The sequence below is a fragment of the Mesorhizobium sp. ORM8.1 genome (genome assembly GCF_053005525.2).
The window spans coordinates 2,990,250-3,007,246 of record NZ_CM132600.1 but is presented as its reverse complement, the minus strand read 5'-3'; the positions used below and the strand labels follow the sequence as shown (position 1 = coordinate 3,007,246).

Here is a 16,997-nt window from a genome sequence, read left to right as displayed (position 1 = left end):
AACCCAGGCAATCTCCAGCGGTCGTTGCGAAGTTTACTTTGCCGCCTTCAGCGCCTGCTCGACGTCTTCGAGCAGATCGTCCGTATCCTCCAGGCCAACCGAAAGCCTGAGCGTGCCCGGCCCGATGCCGAGCTCGGCACGCGCCTCGTCGCTGAGGTTCTTGTGCGTCGTCGTTGCCGGATGGGTGATCAGGCTCTTGGCGTCGCCGAGGTTGTTGGAGATCAGGACGATGTCGAGCGCGTTCTGGAAGGCAAAGGCGGCCTGCTTGCCGCCCTTGACATCAAGGCAGATCAGCGTCGAGCCGCCCGCCATCTGCTTCCTGACGATATCGGCCTGCGGGTGGTCGGCGCGGCCTGGATAGATGACGCGGGCGATCTGCGACTGCCCGGCCAGGAAATCCGCGATCTTACCGGCGCTTTCCGTCTGCTGGCGCACGCGCACCGGCAGCGTCTCCAGGCCTTTTAGCAGCGTCCAGGCGTTGAAGGGCGACAGGCTCGGGCCGGTGTGGCGGAAATAGTCGTGCAAATTCTCGTCGATCCACTTCTTGTCCGACAGGATGATGCCGCCGAGACAGCGCCCCTGGCCGTCGATGTGCTTGGTCGCCGAATAGACGACGATATGCGCGCCAAGCTGCAACGGCTTCTGCTGCAGAGGCGTGGCGAAGACATTGTCGACGACAAGCCGCGCGCCGATCGAGTTGGCAAGCGAAGCGACAGCGGCGATGTCGACCACTTCCAGTGTCGGATTGGTCGGGCTTTCCAGGAAGAACAGCTTGGTGTTCGGCCTCACCGCCTTTTCCCAATTGGCGGTATCGGTGCCGTCGACCAGCGTCGCCTCGATGCCGTAGCGAGGCGCCAGCGTCTCGACCACCCAGCGGCATGAGCCGAACAGCGCGCGCGCCGCCACGATATGGTCGCCGGCCTTGGCGCTGCACAGAAGTGCCGCCGTCACCGCTGCCATGCCGGAAGCGGTGGCGCGGGCATCCTCCGCACCCTCTAGCGCGCACATGCGCTTTTCGAACATGTCGACCGTCGGGTTGGCGTAGCGCGAATAGATGAAGCCGGGCTCCTCGCCCTTGAAACGGGCTTCGGCGGCTTGCGCCGTCTCATAGACATAGCCTTGGGTGAGATACATCGCCTCGGACGTCTCGCCGAATTGGGAACGAAGGGTTCCGCCATGCACGAGTGCCGTCTGAGGCTTCCAGTTACGCTTCTTGGTGCTCATAGCCCTGCTTCCAGACACAAAAAAACCGGCCGCGAAAGTCGCAACCGGTCCATACGGCCTTGCGGCCAACGGTCCTTTAGCGACTTGTTTAACGTGGCTGCAAGCCGACCGGCCAAATCACCACGGGATAACGACCCTTTAGACCCGCGCCGCGCTTGCGTCAATTGCCGGCTTCATTAAGAGGTTTGTACCAGGCAGGTTCCGCAAAAGCGTCCAGTGGTTTTGCGGCAAGAACCTGCCCCAAAGAGATCCGCCTTAACGGAGCCCGCCTTTGCGGCAGACAGGCATTCTTCCCGATCAGGATATCGCGGCGCTGTTTGAGGCAGGCACGCTGAAGTCGCCTCGCGCGCTCGACGCCGACCAGGTCCAGCCGGCCAGCCTCGATCTGCGGCTCGGCGAAAAAGCCTTTCGCGTGCGCGCCTCCTTCCTGCCAGGCCCCGATCATCTTGTGGTCGACAAGCTCGACCGGCTGAAGCTGCACGAGATCGACCTTGCCGAGGGCGCGGTGCTGGAAACGGGCTGCGTCTACATCGTGCCGCTGCTTGAAAGCCTGGCCTTGCCGGCGCATGTGTCGGCTTCGGCCAATCCGAAGAGCTCGACCGGACGGCTCGACATCTTCACCCGCGTCATGACCGACCGTGGCCACGAGTTCGACAAGATCGCGGCCGGCTACCACGGTCCGCTCTATCTCGAAGTCAGCCCGCGCACCTTTCCGATCATCGCGCGCGCCGGCTCGCGCCTGTCGCAGATACGCTTCCGCACCGGACATGCGGTGCTGACGGAAAATGAGCTGCGCGATCTCCACCGGGCCGAGATGCTGGTCGCCACCGAGCCGCCCAATATCTCCGGCGGCGGTATCGCGCTGTCGATCGATCTCGACGGCGACAAGGACGGTCTTGTCGGTTATCGCGGCAAGCATCACACCGGTCTCGTCGATGTCGACAAGCGCGCCGCCCAGGATGTCGTCGATTTTTGGGAGCCGATCTACAAGAGCGGCGCCGGCGAGCTGGTGCTGGATCCGGACGAATTCTACATCCTGGTCAGCCGCGAGGCGGTGCATGTGCCGCCGCTCTACGCCGCCGAGATGACGCCCTTCGATCCGCTGGTCGGCGAGTTCCGCGTCCACTATGCCGGCTTCTTCGACCCGGGTTTCGGCCACTCGGCCTCCGGCGGAACCGGCAGTCGGGCGGTGCTCGAAGTGCGCAGCCACGAGGTGCCCTTCATCCTCGACCACGGCCAGATCGTCGGCCGCCTGGTCTACGAGCACATGCTGAAGCGCCCGCAAGCGCTCTACGGCAGCGATCTCGGCTCCAACTACCAGGCGCAGGGCCTGAAGCTCTCCAAGCATTTCCGCGCCGCACGTTGAGGCTGAGGTGGCACCTCTTACCTTCTCCCACAGGGGGAGAAGGGGAAGCCGGCGCTACAACGCCTTCACCGCCACCTTTGCCGGTTTTTCGATCTCGAGCGGGTTGCGCAGCGGCAGGCCGAAATCCTGCGCTTCGATCTCGAATGTATCGCCAGCCTCGGTCCGGACGCCATCGGCGAAGGACAGCGTCGCGGTGCCGAACATGTGCACATGCACGTCGCCCGGCTGGCGGAAGGCCGAATATTTGAAGTGATGATGCTCGAGATTGGCGATGGTGTGCGACATGTTCGCTTCGCCCGACAGGAAGGGCTTTTCCCAAAGCAGATTGCCGTCGCGCCAGATGCGCGATGCGCCGCGGATGTCGGCCGGCAGGTCGCCGATCAGGATTTCCGGGCCGAACGAGGCGTTGCGCAGCTTGGAATGGGCAAGGAACAGATAGTTCACCCGCTCCGTCACGTGGTCGGAAAATTCGTTCGACAGCGTGAAGCCGACGCGGAACGGCGCGCCGTCATCGCCGATGACGTAGATGCCGGCGATCTCCGGTTCCTCGCCGCCATCCTGCGCGAAAGCCGGCGACATCAAGGGTGCGCCGGGCGCCACGGCCATCGTGCCGTTGCCTTTGTAGAACCATTCCGGCTGCACGCCGACCTGTCCCTTGGCCGGCTTGCCGCCTTCGAGCCCCATGCGGAACATCTTCATGGAATCGGTGAGTTGTTCCTCGCCGTCGTTGAGCTTCTTGTGCATGGAATCGCGCGTGGCGGCGGATCCCAGATGCGTGAGGCCGGTGCCGGTGAGATGCAGGTGCGCGGGATCCGGGTGGTTGATCGGCGACACCAGCCGGCCCTTCTTGTAGGTGGCGTCGAGATCGACCGCCTCGCCATAGCCTTTGCGCTCGATCAACGCCTCAAGGCCGACACCGGTGCGCGCGGCCTCCATCGCCAGCGAATAGACGCTGCGCGCGCCGTTGATGATCCTGGTCTTGCCGCCGCCATTGCGGGCAACGACGCGGATCGTCTCGGCGTCGTCGAGGATCTGGGAGATCAGCATGTTTGCAATCCTCTCTCATCTTGCGTGTGGCCGGCTGCCTTGCGGGCAAACCCTGACCGGCGCGGCATGGAGAAACCCACGCCACGGTTGAAATTCGTCGTCCGGATTGCGCTCGCGAACCTGTTCCTCTCGGGACTTATTGGCGCCGCCTGGCAGCTTCGCGATCTGGAACCCGTATGCCTCCTTAAATCCGCATCAGGCGTTTTGGATGGAGCATGATCTTTTCCGAAAACCGGCATCCACTTTTCGGGATCATGCTCTAGGCCTTGTTCTTGTTGTAGACGTCGAAGATGACGGCGCCGAGCAGCACCAGGCCTTTCACCACCTGCTGCCAGTCGACATTGACGCCCATGATCGACATGCCGTTGTTCATTACGCCCATGATGAAGCCGCCGACCACCGCGCCAATGACCTGGCCGACACCGCCCATGGCCGAGGCGCCGCCGATGAAGACGGCCGCGATCACGTCGAGCTCCGAGCCCAGACCCGCCGCAGGCACGGCCTGACCGAGGCGCGCCGCGATGATCAGGCCGCCAAGCGCCGACAGCACGCCCATGTTGATGAAGACGAACAGCGTCAGCCGTTCGGTGTTGATGCCCGAAAGCTGCGCCGCCTTGGGGTTGCCGCCCATGGCGTAGATGCGCCGGCCGATGGTCATGCGCTTGGTGACGAAGACGAACAGCGAGATCAGCACGCCCATGACGAGCAGCACCACCGGCAGGCCCCGGTAGCTGGCAAACTCATAAACCAGGAACAGCGCCAGCGCGCTGGCGACCAAGGTCTTGATGACGAACAGCGGGAAGGGTTCGGCCTCATAGCCATGGCGCTCGCGCTTGCGCCGGGTGCGGACCCCGAAATAGGCATAGGCCAGCACCGCGATCAGGCCGAGCACGATCGTCGTCATGTGCAGCGTCAGGCCGCTGCCCAGGATGGTCTTGCCGGCGGCGTTGACCGTCGGCGGGATCAGCGTCAGCGGACCGATCACGTCAGGAATGAAGCCGGAACTCAGCGCCTTGAAGTCATCCGGAAGTGGCCCCACCGAGGATCCGCCGCCGAGCAGCGCCTGGCAGATGCCGCGGAAGATCAGCATTCCGGCCAGCGTCACGATGAAGCTTGGTATCCGGTGGTAGGCGATCCAGTAGCCTTGCGCCGCGCCGATCAGGCCGCCGACGATCAGGCAGACGATCGAAACCACCAGCGGATTGCTGAGCGGTCCGAGCTGCCAGATGACCATCATGTTTGCCGCCAGCGCGCCGATGAAACCGGCGACCGATCCGACGCTGAGGTCGATATAGCCGGAGACGATGACCAAGAGCATGCCGAGCGCCATCACGATGATGAAGGAGTTCTGCTGCACCAGATTGCTGAGGTTGACCGGCTTGAACAGCGTTCCCGACGTGGTGAACTGGAAGAACAGCATGATGACGATCAGCGCGATGATCAGGCCGTATTCACGCAAATTCGTCGCCAGCGCCGAGACGGCGATGCGAGGGCGCTGTTCTAATGCGGCGTCGCCCTGCGGGACGGGGGCGCTTTCGGTGCTCATGCTGCTTTTCCTTCTCCCCGAACGATGGCGCGCATTATTTTTTCCTGGCTTGCGTCCGCCGCCGGCATTTCGCCGACGATGCGCCCTTCGTTCATGACGTAGATGCGGTCGGTGATGCCGAGCAATTCCGGCATTTCCGACGAGATGACCACGATCGCCTTACCTTCCGAGGCAAGACGCGCGATGATCGTGTAGATTTCATATTTGGCGCCGACATCGATGCCGCGTGTCGGCTCGTCGAGGATAAGCACGTCCGGGTCGGCGAACAGCCATTTCGACAGCACCACCTTTTGCTGGTTGCCGCCCGAAAGATTGCCGGTCAGCTGATAGACGCTGGACGCTCGGATATTGGTCTTCTTGCGATAGTCGTTGGCAACCGCGAGCTCGCGCAAATCGTCGATCACGCTGTGGCGCGACACGCCGCCTAGGTTGGCCAGCGTGATGTTGTGCTTGATGTGGTCGATGAGATTGAGACCGTAGGTTTTGCGGTCCTCGGTCACGTAGGCGATGCCTTGCTGGACCGCCTTGCTCACGGATGAGACATCGACCGGCTTGCCCTTGAGCAGCACTTCGCCGGTGATGCGGCGACCATAGGTGCGGCCGAACAGGCTCATGGCGAATTCGGTGCGGCCGGCGCCCATCAGCCCGGCAATGCCGACCACTTCGCCCTTGCGCACGTTGATATCGATGCCCTTGATCACCTGCCGGTCGGCATGGAGCGGGTGATAGACCGACCAGTTCTTCACCTCGAACACGACTTCACCGATCTTCGGCTCGCGCGGCGGATAACGGTCGTCGAGCGAGCGGCCGACCATCGAGGTGATGATGCGGTCTTCCGAAATGTCCTTTTTTGCCAGCGTCTCGATGGTGCGCCCGTCACGGATGACCGTCACCTTGTCGGCGACCCGGTTGATCTCGTTCAGCTTGTGCGAGATCAGGATCGAGGTCATCCCCTGCCGCTTGAATTCGAGCAAAAGGTCGAGCAGCGCCTGGCTGTCCTTTTCGCTGAGCGACGCCGTCGGCTCGTCGAGGATCAAAAGCTTGACGTCCTTGCTCAGCGCCTTGGCGATCTCGACCAGCTGCTGCTTGCCGACGCCGATGTTGGTGATCAGCGTCTTCGGATCCTCCTTGAGGCCCACTTTCTTCAACAGGGCGCTGGTGCGCGCCTCGTTGGCGTTCCAGTCGATGACGCCGTATCGGGCGTGCTCGTTGCCGAGGAAAATGTTTTCAGCGATCGACAGCATCGGCACCAGCGCAAGCTCCTGGTGGATGATGACGATGCCCTTGTGTTCGCTGTCCTGGATGCCCTTGAACTGGCATTCCTGGCCTTGAAAGATGATCTGGCCGTCATAAGTGCCGACGGGATAGACGCCGGACAGCACCTTCATCAGCGTCGATTTGCCGGCGCCATTCTCACCGACCACGGCGTGGATCTCGCCCTCCTCGACGCTGAGGTTGACGTTCGACAGCGCCTTCACGCCGGGAAACGTCTTGGTGATGTCACGCATCTCCAAAATCGTCGTCATCAGGGCAAGCTCCTCCTAGAGTTTCTTGTTTTATGCAATTCCGGACGGAAAACCGCTACGCACTTTTCCGGAATTGCTCTAGGCCGGCAAAAACATACCGGGGTCGCTTGTGAACGGAAAGGGGTCCTGCGTTGCGCAGGACCCCTGGCTTTATGACCGGGATTACTTCAGGTCATCGGCCTTGATGTAGCCGGAGTCGACAACCAGCTTCTGGTAGTTCGACTTGTCGACCTCATGCGGCGTCAGCAGGATCGAGGGAACGACCTTGACGTCGTTGTTGTAGGTCTTGGTGTCGAGGCCGTCCGGCTTGCCGCCCGACAGCACCTTGTCGACCAGACCGACAGTGGCCTTGGCCAGGTCGCGGGTGTCCTTGAACACGGTCGAGTACTGTTCGCCGCTGATGATCAGCTTGACCGAAGCGGTCTCGGCGTCCTGGCCGGTCACGATCGGCCAGGGCTGAGCGGCGGTGCCGTAGCCAACAGCGCGCAGCGAGGCGGTAATGCCGCGCGACAGGCCGTCATAGGGCGACAGAACGCCATCGACGCGGCTGCCGTCCGAGTAGTTGGCCGACAGGAGGTTGTCCATGCGCGCCTGGGCGGTAGCTGCCAGCCAGCGTAGCGTGCCGACCTTGTCCATGCCGGTCTGGCCGGACTTGATCTTGATCGAGCCGTCGTCGATCAGCGGCTGCAGGACGGAGATGGCGCCATTGTAGAAGAAGAAGGCGTTGTTGTCGTCGGGCGAACCGCCGAACAGCTCGACGTTCCACGGCTTGGTGTTCGGGAAACGCTCCTTGAGCCCCTTGACCAGCGAATTGGCCTGGATCACGCCGACGCCGAAATTGTCGAAGGTGGTGTAGTAGTCGACATTGGCGGTCTTCTTGATCAGGCGGTCATAGGCGACGACGACGACGCCGGCGTCGGCGGCCTTCTGCAGCGCATCCGACAAAGTGGTGCCGTCGATCGAGGCGATGATCAGCGCCTTCGGGCCCTTGGTGATTTCGTTTTCCAGCTGGCTGAGCTGGTTCGGGATGTCGTCCTGCGCATATTGCAGGTCGACCGTGTAGCCGAGCGCTTCGAGCTGGGACTTGACGGCGTCGCCGTCATTGATCCAGCGCTGCGAGGTCTTGGTCGGCATCAGCACGCCGACAAGGCCCTTGTCGGCGGCATGCGCCGAGTAAGTCATGGCGGCGACGCCAAGGGCCGCTACGGCGGCCAGTGTCTTGATAATTTTCACGTAACTCTCCCTGGTTGATGGACGCGACACCTCGGGGCTTCGCGGGCCGCGCAGTCGAACAGGAGCGCAGGCGCGCCACTGTCAGCCTATCGATCTCCGGTATCCTCCCAATCGGCCCTGAACCGATGATTTCAATCGATACGATTTTCCTCGTCGTCGACTGACACGGCTCAGGACAGGCGGAGGTTGTGTCCCTTTGACATAACTGTCAAATGCGATCTTTGCTGGTTGCTATACCGGAACTGTTATAGCTTATGGCGAAGTGACAATCTGGCGGAGCAGGCTCGAAATCATGGCGGCATTGCGCGATCCTGAAGGGATTTCAGGCAGTTACGAGAAACTGCCGGGGAACAGCGAAACGCTTCTGCGCAGCGGCTTGAGCCTTCGCCACATGCGCATGATCGCAGCACTTGACGATCACGGGCGGGTGAGTGCCGCCGCGCAGGTCATGAACATCTCGCAGCCGGCCGCCTCGCGCATGATCGGCGAGATGGAAGCGGTGCTCGACGTGAAGCTGTGCGAGCGGCTGCCGCGCGGCGTCACATTGACCCCTTACGGCCAGGCGCTCGCCAGGCGCGCTCGCTCCATTCTGCTTGAGATGCGCGAGGCCGATCGCGAGATTTCCGAGCTCAAGTCCGGCAAGGGCGGCTCGGTATTCCTCGGCGCGGTGACGGCGCCGGCGATCGAGCTGGCGGTGCCGGCGATCCGCGAGATCCGCCGCATCTATCCGCGCATCGAGATCACCATGCAGGTCGAGACCTCGAATGTGCTGGCCCGCGAACTGATCGCGTCGCGGCACGATTTCATCATCGCCCGCATCCCGGACGATCTCAATCCGCGTTTGTTCGAATCGCGCGTCATCGGCGTCGAAAAGGCCTGCCTCATCGTGCGCCGCGGCCATCCACTGACAAGGGGCAATGGGGTGCGGCTGGAAGATACCGCGGCCTATGACTGGGTCTTCCAGTCCGGCGGCTCGCCGCTGCGCCAGGCGATGGAAAGCAACTTCTTGAACCGCAACATCCCACTGCCGGACCGTATCCTCAACACCTCTTCGCTGCTCTTGACCCTGGTGATGGTGGCGCAGTCGGACGCCATCGCGCCGGTATCGATCCAGGTGGCGAAGTTCATCCAGGGTCCCGACGGGCTGGCCGGCGCCATCGATGTGGTGCAAACCGAGTTCGACATCGAGGTCCGGCCCTACAGCTTGATAACGATCAAGAATCGCGTGCTCTCGCCCGCCGCCAAGATGCTGCACGATTTCATCTTGCGCGAAGTGGGTTAGTGGAACGACAATGACTCTCGTACGTTCAAACCGATCGGCAGCTCGCTGGAGCCTGTTGCGGGCGAGGGAAGATCTGCCGATGCTCAACAGCTCGGAGGTTTTGATGGAACGTCGGTTATTTCTGACTGGAATGCTGGGCGTTGCGGGGGCAGCCGCACTTGCAAGCTTGGCCGGACCTAGCAAGGCCATTGCCGGAATTCCCGCCGGCAATGGAATTCTCGACGAACTCGACAAGCCGGATAACGCGGTTTTCGACGGCGAAGATCCGGCCGAAGTCGAGCTGGTCTCGCACCATCGCCATTATCACGGAGGCAGACATTGGCGCTGGCGCCGCCGCCGTCGTCATGGCTGGCGCAGGGTCTGTCGTCGCTTTTGGCGTCATGGTCGCTGGCACCGCCGCTGCTGGCGGGACCGCTTCTGGCTCTAGTCTAAGCGCGAGTTAAAGATTGAGAATTGAGCCGTGCATGATCATGCACGGCTCAATTCGTTATAGACAATCTGCCGGATCGCCATGTGGATCGGTGGAAGCCATGCGGCTCATGCAGCAAGCCGCTGCGTTTTTCGGAAGCTGGTCGAGGGGAGCCTGGAGCGGGTAGCGGGAATCGAACCCGCGCGTTCAGCTTGGGAAGCTGACAGGCTACCATTACATCATACCCGCGCGAGCCCTCGTTACCATGACGGCGCCGGCTCAAGCAATCGCCAAAGCAGGCCCTTTATCACTGCGCAACCGGCCCGCGGCGGCTCGAAGGTGACGTCATAGCCGGCCTCGATCGCCAGCGGCGCGAAGTCGGCGGAGCGGGCCGGCATGGAAAGGCGGAGAAAGGCAGTTTCCCGCGGTGGAGATCGGCGGGGGTCGGGCCGCCGCGGAAAACTGCTCTCCGACGACCAGGATTTTTCCTGATGCATGTCGCCCAGAACCGCTGCGCACTTCTGGGCGACATGCATTAGAACCGGTAATTGAGACCGGCCTTCAGTTCCTGGCTGCCTATACCGGTCTTCGCTTTGCCGAAGGCCGATCTCGTCTCCACGTTGGGTGTGCGGATGTAGTCGTATTCGATCTTGGCCGAGAGGCCGCCGGCGAAAGCCTGCTCGACGCCGCCGCCGACCAGATAGCCAAGCTTGCGGCCGTCGGTGTCGCGCACGCCGGAACCCTTGTCGAATGTGGTCATGGCAACGCCCGCGGTACCGAAGACCAGCGTCTGGTCGAAAGCGAGGCCCGCCTTGGCCTTGGCGGCGGCGCGCCACTTCTCCTTGATCTTGCCGCCTTGGACATTGTGCTCGGCGCCGCCGAGATAGGAGCCTTCAAGCTCGGCGCCCAACACGGCCGGGCCGGTCTGGATGTTGTAGCCGGCCTGGACGCCGCCGCTCCAGCCGTTCCTGCCGGCAAACGGATCGGGCATTTTGGTGAAGGCCGTTCCGCCGTGAACGCCGACATAGGCGCCGCTCCATTGGAAAGCCGGCGGATCGTTATAGGGCGCGAGGTCCGCGGCCGTCGCCGCGCCGTCGAGGCAGGCAAAGGCCACTGCCAGGGCAATCTTGGTTCCTGAAAACACGCACAATACTCCAAACACACGAGGCGCAGGGCTGACCATGCGCGGATTGACCCGTGGAGCCGGCCCCTGGGATGGCCGCTCCGGTTCGAGCGTCTTTCGCGGCAAAGGAATTGCGTGCCGCAAGGCCGCTGCCTTGCGGTTCGAACTTCCGTTGCGCCACTGCTCGAAAGACCAGCCCTATCTGTCAGGCGAAAAATGCAGGCACATTGCGCAGGTCGGAGAAATAAAGATTTTTCTATTTATTTTCAGCGGTTTGGAGCTTTTCTGTTTACCAAAAATTAATCTGATCGAGGGCCGGCTTCACTCCTCGAAACCGACGCTTTCTTCACGACAGCATGATCAGCATTGCTGCAATCGCCCGAGATGGACTACAAAATGCCGGGGTTTAGGGCGCGGCGAAGCACACTGCAGGCCAGGCATGGGCGCCCGGCAGCAGGCGCCGCATTGGGGTACTGCCTTGCGGATTGTCTACTTCTATTCCGACACGCATCCTTACGAAAAGGCGATCTATCCGGGCGTCGGCCCGGCTTTTGCGTGGCCGCTCGGCTGGGAAACCAGGCCCATCAGCGGACTTGATGAAGGCAATTTCGATGCCGGCGTCGTCGACAACCGCCTGGAGGAGGGAGATGTAACCCGCCTCAGGCGTTATCTCGCCCTTCCCGCGGTGGGTAGGCCGGCGATCTTCTTTCGGGTCAGCGACCCCGACATGCCGGACTCACCCAACCCCAACACCCGGTTCATCTTCGACTGCGCCGATGTTGCCGGCGTTCACTACGCGACGACCTACGATCCCGAAGGCCCGTTCCTGGCATTCACCAGGCGGCTCAAGGCATCCCGCATCATCCGCCTTCCATATGCCTACGATACTTCGCGAGAGGTCGATCTTCCTTTGTCAGGCCGCAGCCGCCGGATCTTCCTGTCGGGCAGCAATTCCAGAACCCTCTATCCGGCCCGTCACGGCTTGCGCCGCAGGCGGCGCTGGTCTCTGCCGTTGAGATACCTTGTCCATGATCTGAAGCACCCGGGCTATCCCGAGCACGGCAAGCCGCCGCTGCATGACATCACCCACGACCGTTTCGTCGCCCTTGCGGCACGTTTCACGCATTTCTTCCTGTGCGGTACCGCCTTCAATGTCGAACTGATGAAATATGTCGAGTGCGCTTATGCGGGCTCCGTACCCGTCGGCGTGCCGGCGAATTCGCTCAGCATGGCTGCAAAGAACTGCTTTCGCCCTTACACGGCGCGCACATTCGACCTCATCGGCGATCTTAGCCAGCCGATCGGCAAGCTTGCGGAACGAGCCGCTGCCTATCGCGCTGCCATGCGCGAATTGCGGTCCCCAGCCAAGATAACTGATGACTTCATCATGCAGGCCAATTCGGTCGGCACCGGCGGAAGGCCAAATGCATGACGTCCATGGAGCCTGTCGTCAACGCGCTTTGGATCGGTGATGCGCTTGACGATACCAACGCTGCCTGCCTGCGCTCTTTTGCGCTGGCGGGTCACCGTGTGCTTCTTCATTGCTATTATAGCCCCCGCAACGTGCCGCCGGATGTTGAGGTCTTCGACGCCTCGGCGCTGATGCCGAAGGATCGCATCGTCTATTACAAGGAGAACGGCAGTCCTTCCCTATTCGCCAACCTCTATCGACTGAAGATACTGCAGGCGGGCCTGGGCGTTTATATCGACTGCGACGTCTTCTGCCTGAAGCCGATTCCTCAAGCAGACTACATTTTCGGATACCAGACAGACACGGAGCTCAACAATGCCGTACTGAAGCTGCCTGCCGACAGCAGCGTGCTGCGGGAAGCGCTGGCAATGACCGAGGATCCTTTTACATCGCTCCCTGGCTGAGCGAGAAGAAGCTGCGGCGCTACCGGTTACGCAAGGCGATCCGTTTTCCGATCCATATTTCGCACTATAGCTGGGGCAAGCTCGGGCCGGAGGCCATTACCTATTTCGCCGGCAAGGCTGGGGTAATGCATCATGCGGCGCCGATCGATGTCTTCTACCCGGTCCACTATGACCAAGTCTCCATGCTGCTCGATCCCGACTTGTCGCTGGACGATATCGTGACACCGCGCACGCTCTGCATCCATCTGTTCGACAAGGTGTTGAAGGAGCAGATGAAAGGTCGCGCGATCCCGGCCGGGTCTCCGCTTGGCCAGATGCTGGACCGCTGCGGGTTACCCGTCAGGTCTTGAAAACATCGGCGCCTCGAGGGGCACGGGTCGCGGCTGCGCTTGATGCCGGGCAATTGAACGCATACTTCTGGGCCTGCGCCCGAATCGGGCCGCTTGCACGGGAGAATGGCCTTGTCCGTACTGACGCGCTTTCTCGGCGACTCGCCGCTCAGGGTGTTCCTGAAGCTGCTGGTGGTCTCCTTCCTCGTCGGCCTCGTCATGCATGCCTTCGGCTGGACGCCGATGGATATCTTCGACGGCATCCGCCAGTTCTTCATCGACCTGTGGAATCTCGGCTTCCACGCCGTCGACCGTTTCCTGGGCTATATCCTGCTCGGTGCGGCGATCGTCGTGCCGGTGTTCGTCCTGCTCCGGGTCGCCAGCTACAGGAAATAGTTAGAGCAATTCCAGGAAAAAGTGTGAACGGTTAAGTTCGGCGACTTCGCCGTAACCCTCCGTCCGGAATTGCGTCAAAACAAGGAGATAGAGCGGTTCTCCATGAAATGGTGAACCGCTCTATCGGACCTGGTCACGCATAGCGCGCAGCTATCTCGAACAGAATGGCATGGCGCGCGGCAAGCGCCGGGACGTCGGTCGAATAGCCGCCGCCGATGACGCCGCAGACCGGGATGCCATGGTTGCGGAAATGGCTGATGACCATGTCCTCTCGCGCGCGCAGGCCATCATCGGAAAGCGCCAGGCGGCCGAGCCTGTCCTCGGCATGAACGTCGACGCCGGCATTGTAGAAGACGAGGTCCCAGCGCCCGCTTACAGTGAGTTCCGGCAGGATGGCGCCGAGGCGCTCGAGATAGCCGGCATCGCCGGTGCCGTCCGGCAGCGCGACATCGAGGTCGGAGGCGATCTTGCGCACCGGGTAATTGCGCTCACCGTGCATGGAAAAGGTGAACGCGCGGGGTTCATTTCGCAAAATGTCGGCCGTGCCGTCGCCTTGGTGCACATCGAGATCGACGATCAGAATGTTGTCGACGGCGCCTTCGGCGAGCAGCACCAGCGCGGCGACGGCGACATCGTTGAAGGTGCAGAAGCCGGCGCCTTGCGCGCGTCTGGCATGGTGGCTGCCGCCGGCCGAGTTGCAGGCGATGCCGTGCCTCAGCGCCAGCCTTGCCGCCAGCACGGTGCCTGCCGTGGCAAGCTGCGCCCTCAGCGAGACACGCGGGCCGACCGGAAAGCCGATCTCGCGCTCGATCTTGTGCGGTACCGTGCAGGCGATGACCTGGTCGACATAGTCGGCGGCATGGGCGAGCTTAGCCATGCCGCCGGCGCCGGCCCGGGCATCGACAGCGCTTCCGGCGCAGCCAGCCCACGGTCGCGCAAGGTTTCCATCAAAAGCGGATATTTGCTCATCGGAAAGCGGTGGTTGACGGCGAAGCCGGCGTCATAATCGGGATGATGGACGATCTGCAGCGGCATTGATCGGCGGGCCTGCGCCAGCTTGGGAGCAATTCCAGGAAAAGTGTGAAACGGTTAGGTTCGGCGACTTCGCCGTAACCCTCCGTCCGGAATTGCGCAAAAAACAACAGATAGAAATTCGGTTGGCAGTTTGGCGGATGGTGGTTGCGTGACGCCGGCAAACTGGGGCACATCGGCTGTTCGATCAAGCCGCAATCAGCCAGGCAGCAAACCCTTTGGATGCGACCCCCTTGGACGTAACCCCCTTGGACGTAACCCAGGCTAACGCCAGATCCTTCGTCGTCACCAACCGTTCGGTGCTTGCGATCGCCGTGCCGATGACGCTTGCCTATCTGACGACGCCGCTGCTCGGCATCGTCGACACGGCGGTGGTCGGTCAGTTCGGCGACGCCGCCTTGCTTGGCGGCCTGGCAGCGGGGTCGCTGGTGTTCGACGTCGTCTTCACCACTTTCAATTTCCTGCGCTCCGGCACCACGGGCCTGGTCGCCCAGGCTTTCGGGCGCGGCGATGCGCTGGAGGAACAGGCGGTGCTGTGGCGCGCCGTGCTCATTGCGGTCGTCGCAGGCGTCATTCTTGCCGCCCTTGCGCCGCTCTTTGCCGTCGGCGGGCAATGGTTCATGGGCGCCGAACCGCGGGTCAGCGCGGCGATGTCGGTCTATATCCGCATCAGGCTGCTCGCCGCGCCCTTCTCGCTTATCAACTACGCCATACTGGGCTACGTGTTGGGGCGCGGCGAAGGCGGGCTGGGGTTGATGCTGCAGGCGGTGCTGAACGGCATCAACATCGCGCTCTGCTTCCTGCTTGGGCTCAAACTTGGATGGGGCGTCACTGGCGTTGCCTGGGCGACGGTCACCGGCGAATTCCTCGCGATGCTGCTTGGCTTGACCATCATCCTGCTGCGTTTCCGCAAACTCGAGCGGCCATCGCGCCGGCGCATCCTCGACATGCCGGCCTATCGGCGCATGCTCTCGCTCAACCGCGACATCATGATCCGCTCCTTCTCGCTGCTCGCCGCCTTCGCGCTGTTCACGCGCCAGGGCGCGCAGTTCGGCACGGTGACGCTCGCCGCCAACGCCGTGCTGATGAATTTCTTCCTCATTGCCGGCTATTTCCTCGACGGTTTTGCCACCGCAGCAGAACAACTCGCCGGCCGTGCCATCGGCGCGCATGCGGCAGCACCTTTTCGCCGCGCCGTACAGCTCACGCTGATCTGGGGCTTCGGCCTTGCCGGCGTCGCCACGCTCATCCTGCTGACGGCCGGCGCCGGTCTTGTGGCGCTGGTGACGACATCCGCCGACGTCCGCGCGGTCGCCGACACCTATCTGCCCTGGGCCGCCTTCACGGCGCTGAGCGGCGTGCTGGCCTTCCAGATGGACGGGGTCTTCATCGGCGCCACCTGGTCGCGCGACATGCGCAACATGATGCTGCTGTCGTTCCTCGTTTTCGGCGCCGCGCTGATCATGCTGGCGCCTGCCTTCGGCAACAATGGGCTGTGGGCGTCGCTGCACGTCTTCCTGCTGGTGCGGGGGTGAGCCTGCTTGCAGTTCTTAGGCTTCGGGTGCGCACGGCTTTCTAAACTAGCCTGTCGAAGCTGGCAGCGTGACGACCACTTTTCCTTTGGCGTGGCCACTTTCAAGGTATTTGAAGGCCTCGGCGATTTCAGAAAAGGCATAGCTTCTGTCGACAATGACCCGAAGCTTTGCCTGCGCAATCAGGTCAGCGAGCAGGGCCAGGTCGCTGCCGCTCGGATGCATGAAGAAATATCTGTAGCGTACGCCGGCGCGCCGCGCCCGCCACCTGATGCCGTAGCTGACCAGCCAGAACAGCGCCGCGAGACTTCTGCGGCCGCCAAGGTCTTCCAGCGCCGTTTGCGGCTCCGGAATTCCGGCGACCGAAACGACCTTGCTACCGGGCTTCATGATCGTGAACATCTGATCGAGAGTCTTGCCTCCGATCAGGTCGAAGCCCGCGTCAAAATCGTTCCGCATCCTGGAGAGATCGTTCCTCGTATAGTCGACAACTTCGTCGGCGCCCAGGGAACGGACCAGCGCTTCCCCGCGCGGAGAAGCCGTCGTCGCCACATAGGCGCCGAGCCATTTTGAGATCTGAACAGCAAATGTACCGACCCCGCCGGCGCCGCCGGAAATGAAAACCTTTTGCCCGGGTTTCAGGTCGAGTTGGTCCCTCAGCGCCTGAAGCGCGGTCAGCGCGGCGAGCGGCACCGCTGCCGCACTTGCGAAATCAAGGTTAGGTGGCATATCGGCGGCGTTGTCTTCGCCGACAACCGCCTGCCCCGCGAAAGCCCCAAGCCGATTTTTTTCGACACGGGCAAAAACCGGATCGCCGACGGCGAACCGCTTGACGTCTTGTCCGACGGCAATGACCTTGCCTGCGAATTCGCTGCCGAGCACGATCGGAAGCTTCGGCCGGTGAATGGCACGCAGCTTGCCCTGGCGGAACTTGAAATCGACTGGGTTGAGCCCCGCCGCCCGCACCTCCACGAGGATGTCCTTGCGGCCGTGCGCCGGCGCCGGGGCATCCGTCAAGGAAGAACCTTCCGGGCCACCGTAGCGATAGAGAACATAGGCGCGCATTGTCGTGACGTC

15 protein-coding genes, 1 tRNA gene, 2 pseudogenes and 1 riboswitch are annotated in these 16,997 nt (G+C 62.3%); of the genes and pseudogenes, 8 read left to right on the top strand and 10 right to left on the bottom strand.

What is annotated here, in order from left to right:
- Positions 1–33 precede the first annotated feature (33 nt).
- Positions 34–1,224, bottom strand: coding sequence for an O-succinylhomoserine sulfhydrylase (locus tag ACVDG8_RS15260; protein ID WP_447255391.1), 1,191 nt, complete (start codon positions 1,222–1,224; stop codon positions 34–36).
- Between the two features lie 56 nt (positions 1,225–1,280).
- Positions 1,281–1,358: riboswitch (SAM riboswitch) on the bottom strand.
- Positions 1,359–1,495: 137 nt separating this feature from the next.
- On the opposite strand from ACVDG8_RS15260, the gene ACVDG8_RS15255 reads away from it, so the two are divergent.
- Complete coding sequence (locus tag ACVDG8_RS15255) at positions 1,496–2,590, top strand: 2'-deoxycytidine 5'-triphosphate deaminase (protein WP_447255390.1); 1,095 nt, start codon at positions 1,496–1,498, stop codon at positions 2,588–2,590.
- A 54-nt stretch (positions 2,591–2,644) separates the two neighbouring features.
- On the opposite strand, the gene araD1 is transcribed toward ACVDG8_RS15255, so the two are convergent.
- From araD1 to chvE, 4 genes are all read right to left on the bottom strand, one after another.
- Positions 2,645–3,637 (bottom strand): AraD1 family protein, encoded by a 993-nt coding sequence (gene araD1 / locus ACVDG8_RS15250; protein ID WP_447255389.1) that lies wholly within the window; start codon positions 3,635–3,637, stop codon positions 2,645–2,647.
- Positions 3,638–3,896: 259 nt separating this feature from the next.
- Positions 3,897–5,183 (bottom strand): multiple monosaccharide ABC transporter permease, encoded by a 1,287-nt coding sequence (mmsB, locus tag ACVDG8_RS15245; RefSeq protein ID WP_447255387.1) that lies wholly within the window; start codon positions 5,181–5,183, stop codon positions 3,897–3,899.
- Positions 5,180–6,712 (bottom strand): multiple monosaccharide ABC transporter ATP-binding protein, encoded by a 1,533-nt coding sequence (mmsA, locus tag ACVDG8_RS15240; RefSeq protein ID WP_455707840.1) that lies wholly within the window; start codon positions 6,710–6,712, stop codon positions 5,180–5,182. The genes mmsB and mmsA overlap by 4 nt, the downstream gene beginning before the upstream one ends.
- Positions 6,713–6,871: 159 nt before the next feature.
- Positions 6,872–7,942 carry a multiple monosaccharide ABC transporter substrate-binding protein gene (chvE, locus tag ACVDG8_RS15235; RefSeq protein WP_447255386.1) on the bottom strand — a complete coding sequence of 357 codons (1,071 nt, stop codon included), beginning with the start codon at positions 7,940–7,942 and terminating at the stop codon, positions 6,872–6,874.
- A 292-nt stretch (positions 7,943–8,234) separates the two neighbouring features.
- Between chvE and ACVDG8_RS15230 the strand changes: the two genes are divergently transcribed.
- Together ACVDG8_RS15230 and ACVDG8_RS15225 are read left to right on the top strand one after the other, a co-directional pair.
- The gene (locus ACVDG8_RS15230) at positions 8,235–9,224 is read left to right on the top strand and encodes a LysR family transcriptional regulator (RefSeq protein WP_447255385.1); all 990 of its coding nucleotides are present in this window, start codon (positions 8,235–8,237) and stop codon (positions 9,222–9,224) included.
- Between the two features lie 79 nt (positions 9,225–9,303).
- A complete protein-coding gene (locus ACVDG8_RS15225; RefSeq protein WP_447255384.1) occupies positions 9,304–9,651 on the top strand; it encodes a protamine-2 (modular protein) in 348 nt (115 codons plus the stop codon).
- A 157-nt stretch (positions 9,652–9,808) separates the two neighbouring features.
- Here ACVDG8_RS15225 and ACVDG8_RS15220 read toward each other — a convergent pair.
- The 3 genes from ACVDG8_RS15220 to ACVDG8_RS15210 form a co-directional block, all read right to left on the bottom strand.
- Positions 9,809–9,882, bottom strand: a tRNA-Gly gene (locus tag ACVDG8_RS15220).
- Positions 9,883–9,893: 11 nt separating this feature from the next.
- On the bottom strand, positions 9,894–10,031 hold the full coding sequence (locus ACVDG8_RS15215) for a hypothetical protein (protein ID WP_455707777.1): 138 nt from the start codon (positions 10,029–10,031) through the stop codon (positions 9,894–9,896).
- Between the two features lie 137 nt (positions 10,032–10,168).
- Entirely contained in the window at positions 10,169–10,777 is a 609-nt protein-coding gene (locus ACVDG8_RS15210; protein WP_447255383.1) for an outer membrane protein, read from the bottom strand.
- 37 nt (positions 10,778–10,814) lie between these two features.
- On the opposite strand from ACVDG8_RS15210, the gene ACVDG8_RS15205 reads away from it, so the two are divergent.
- From ACVDG8_RS15205 to ACVDG8_RS15190, 4 genes are all read left to right on the top strand, one after another.
- The gene (locus ACVDG8_RS15205; RefSeq protein WP_447255382.1) at positions 10,815–12,188 is read left to right on the top strand and encodes a hypothetical protein; all 1,374 of its coding nucleotides are present in this window, start codon (positions 10,815–10,817) and stop codon (positions 12,186–12,188) included.
- Positions 12,185–12,631 (top strand): hypothetical protein, encoded by a 447-nt coding sequence (locus tag ACVDG8_RS15200; protein WP_455707776.1) that lies wholly within the window; start codon positions 12,185–12,187, stop codon positions 12,629–12,631. The genes ACVDG8_RS15205 and ACVDG8_RS15200 overlap by 4 nt, the downstream gene beginning before the upstream one ends.
- Before the next feature lie 125 nt (positions 12,632–12,756).
- Positions 12,757–12,981: a hypothetical protein gene (locus tag ACVDG8_RS15195; RefSeq protein WP_455707775.1), complete on the top strand. Its 225-nt coding sequence runs from the start codon at positions 12,757–12,759 to the stop codon at positions 12,979–12,981.
- A gap of 111 nt (positions 12,982–13,092) precedes the next feature.
- On the top strand, positions 13,093–13,356 hold the full coding sequence (locus tag ACVDG8_RS15190) for a DUF6460 domain-containing protein (RefSeq protein ID WP_447255380.1): 264 nt from the start codon (positions 13,093–13,095) through the stop codon (positions 13,354–13,356).
- 133 nt (positions 13,357–13,489) lie between these two features.
- Here the strand turns inward: ACVDG8_RS15190 and ACVDG8_RS15185 are convergent.
- Positions 13,490–14,391 (bottom strand): annotated as a pseudogene (locus tag ACVDG8_RS15185) (histone deacetylase family protein).
- Between the two features lie 317 nt (positions 14,392–14,708).
- Here ACVDG8_RS15185 and ACVDG8_RS15180 point away from each other — a divergent pair.
- Positions 14,709–15,967: pseudogene (locus ACVDG8_RS15180) on the top strand (MATE family efflux transporter).
- Position 15,968: 1 nt separating this feature from the next.
- On the opposite strand, the gene ACVDG8_RS15175 reads toward ACVDG8_RS15180, so the two are convergent.
- The gene (locus ACVDG8_RS15175; RefSeq protein WP_447255378.1) at positions 15,969–16,985 is read right to left on the bottom strand and encodes an NADP-dependent oxidoreductase; all 1,017 of its coding nucleotides are present in this window, start codon (positions 16,983–16,985) and stop codon (positions 15,969–15,971) included.
- Between the last annotated feature and the right edge of the window lie 12 nt (positions 16,986–16,997).

Coding starts and splice junctions, on each gene's coding strand:
- araD1 (WP_447255389.1), bottom strand. CDS start 3,637: ATGCTGATCTCCCAGATCCTCGACGACGCCGAGACGATCCGCGTCGTT.
- ACVDG8_RS15230 (WP_447255385.1), top strand. CDS start 8,235: ATGGCGGCATTGCGCGATCCTGAAGGGATTTCAGGCAGTTACGAGAAA.
- ACVDG8_RS15200 (WP_455707776.1), top strand. CDS start 12,185: ATGACGTCCATGGAGCCTGTCGTCAACGCGCTTTGGATCGGTGATGCG.
- ACVDG8_RS15225 (WP_447255384.1), top strand. CDS start 9,304: ATGCTCAACAGCTCGGAGGTTTTGATGGAACGTCGGTTATTTCTGACT.
- ACVDG8_RS15195 (WP_455707775.1), top strand. CDS start 12,757: ATGCATCATGCGGCGCCGATCGATGTCTTCTACCCGGTCCACTATGAC.
- ACVDG8_RS15260 (WP_447255391.1), bottom strand. CDS start 1,224: ATGAGCACCAAGAAGCGTAACTGGAAGCCTCAGACGGCACTCGTGCAT.
- ACVDG8_RS15175 (WP_447255378.1), bottom strand. CDS start 16,985: ATGCGCGCCTATGTTCTCTATCGCTACGGTGGCCCGGAAGGTTCTTCC.
- ACVDG8_RS15205 (WP_447255382.1), top strand. CDS start 10,815: ATGCGCGGATTGACCCGTGGAGCCGGCCCCTGGGATGGCCGCTCCGGT.
- mmsB (WP_447255387.1), bottom strand. CDS start 5,183: ATGAGCACCGAAAGCGCCCCCGTCCCGCAGGGCGACGCCGCATTAGAA.
- ACVDG8_RS15215 (WP_455707777.1), bottom strand. CDS start 10,031: ATGCCGGCCCGCTCCGCCGACTTCGCGCCGCTGGCGATCGAGGCCGGC.